2 protein-coding genes are annotated in these 2,489 nt (G+C 23.8%); both read left to right on the top strand.

Going from position 1 to position 2,489, the window contains the following annotated elements; all coding sequences use genetic code 4:
* Positions 1-162: 162 nt before the first annotated feature.
* A complete protein-coding gene (locus ACXX87_RS04015) occupies positions 163-408 on the top strand; it encodes a hypothetical protein (protein ID WP_458573318.1) in 246 nt (81 codons plus the stop codon).
* 115 nt (positions 409-523) lie between these two features.
* Positions 524-2,314 (top strand): ATP-binding protein, encoded by a 1,791-nt coding sequence (locus ACXX87_RS04010; protein WP_458573317.1) that lies wholly within the window; start codon positions 524-526, stop codon positions 2,312-2,314.
* Positions 2,315-2,489 lie beyond the last annotated feature (175 nt).

Here is a 2,489-nt window from a genome sequence, read left to right as displayed (position 1 = left end):
TCCCATACTTTAAATTTTACTTTAAAGTGGTGCACTTGATCTTACAATTAAGCAACTTAACCCAAAGTTAAGTTTTTTTGTTCACCTTATAATAAAGGACAAAAGCTTGTTTTTATTAAATAGAAAATTGAAAAAATACTCATTAAGTATTATAATTTAGGTATGAAATTAGAATTATCATCAAAAAGAACTTCCAAGAGAAAACCAAGTACCAAAAAAGTTAAAAAACCTAGACAAATTACCTGAGATGATTTTACAAGAGAAGAATTAATAGATATAGCAAAAAGATATAAAGAAATTAATGGAGATCTTGGTCCTATAAATAAGAAAAAAGAAGCTAGAAATTTAAATAATTTTAGTTATTTAAAATATACTTTTCTATGGAATTATTTAAGAAAAACAATATAAAATTGAATAAATATAAACGCAAAATAATTCTTATTATAAAATCTTAAATTATTCCACTTTATTAAAACAAAAATTGTATAATTTTAATATACATATTTAATAAAAAGGAAATGAAATGGATTTGAAAAAATATATTGGTGAAACAAGTTTTTGTGAAAAAAAAGTAATGTTAGAAGAAAAAAAAGTTACTAATTGATTAAAAACTGTTGTTGCTTTTGCCAACACAAAAGGCGGAAAAATCATTTTTGGTATTGATGATAATGATCAATTTGTGGGTTTAGTTAATGCTAAAAAAGATTCTGAAAAAATTAGTGAAATAATTAAAACCAAATTAGATCCAATTCCTGATATAGAACTAACTATACAAAAATATGAAAATAAAGATTTTATAATATTGACAGTTTCTCCAGGAAACGAAACACCTTACTACATAATAGATAATGGAAATAGAAAAATATTTGTAAGAATTGGAAATCAAAGTGTTTCTGCAAATTATTCACAAATGAAAAATCTTGTTTTAAAAGGAAGCAATAAAACTTTTGATAGTATTGATAGTAATATAAAAAGCGAAAATGCTTCTTTTAGCAAACTAAAAGCTGTTTATTTTCAAAAAACAGGACAAAATTTAAATGATAGTGATTTATTATCTTTTTCATTAATAAACGAAAAGGGCAATTTAACATTTGCTGGTGCCTTGCTTGCAGATGATAATTTTGTCTATCAATCAAGAGTTTTTGCAACTAGATGAAATGGTTTAGATAAAGCAAATAGTCGCCTTGAAGCCTTAGATGATAAAGAATTTCAAGGTTCAATCTTGTATTTACTGCAAAGTGCTGAAGAATTCATTAATTCTAATTATAAAAAAATGTGAAAGAAAACTGATGTAAGTAGAATTGAATATCCAGATTATCCAGAAATCGCTATAAGAGAAAGTATTGTAAATGCCTTAATTCACAGGGATTATACAGAAAAAGGTTCAGAAATTCACATTGATATCTATGATGATAGATTAGAAATTTATTCTCCTGGTGGGATGTCCGATGGTTCTTTAATTCAAGAACAAAATATTTATCAAATTGCTTCAAAAAGAAGAAACCCTATTATTGCTGATGTCTTCAGCAGACTTAATTTAATGGAAAGACGCGGAAGCGGACTAAAGAAAATTATAGAAAGTTACAAAAAGCAAGAAAATTACAACGAAAAATTAATTCCACAATTTATTTCTAATACTAGTTCTTTCTTTATTGTGTTAAAAAATTTAAACTATAATACACAAAATAAAGTGGCGATAAACGGGTATAGTGGCGATAAAAATGATGATAAAGTGGCGATAAATGAGCAAAGTGGCGATAAAAATGATGATAAAGTGGCGATAAACGGGTATAGTGGCGATAAAAGTAATGATAAAGTGGCGATAAATGGTCAGAGTGGCGATAAAAATAATGATAAAGTGGCGATAAATGGTCAGAGTGGCGATAAAATTCAGGAACTTATTGTTTTAAATTTTGCAAAACAACAAGAAGAATTTAAATCTAAAGATATAGAAAAACTTTTAAATATTAAATCTTCAAGAGTTAGAAAAATACTTTTAAATATGATTAACAGTCATAAATTAGAATCTGTTGGAGAAAATAAAAACAGGAAATATAAACTAAAAAATAAAAAGCATAATAAAGATCTTAAGAATGTTAAAAATGATGCTAATAAAGAAAATAAAAATTTAGATCAGGAACTTATTGTTTTAAATTTTGCAAAACAACAAGAAGAATTTAAATCTAAAGATATAGAAAAACTTTTAAATATTAAATCTTCAAGAGTTAGAAAAATACTTTTAAATATGGTTAAAAATAATAAGTTAATATCTATTGGAGAAAATAAAAATAGAAAATATAAACTTAATAAATAATAAGATTAACAAGCAAAAATAATCATTTATTTTTTCTAAATTAATATAGAAATTGATAAATTTATTAAAAAATAATAAAAAAATTCAAGTTTTCAAAAAAAATTTGGATTTTTATGAATATTTTTGTAATTACAGATATAAAATGTCACTTTTTATAAATATGTGTTAATTTAAT

The organism is Mycoplasma sp. 613B, assembly GCF_054343485.1.
Note: the sequence above shows the minus strand (reverse complement) of the source record. Positions and strands in the feature narration are given on the sequence as shown.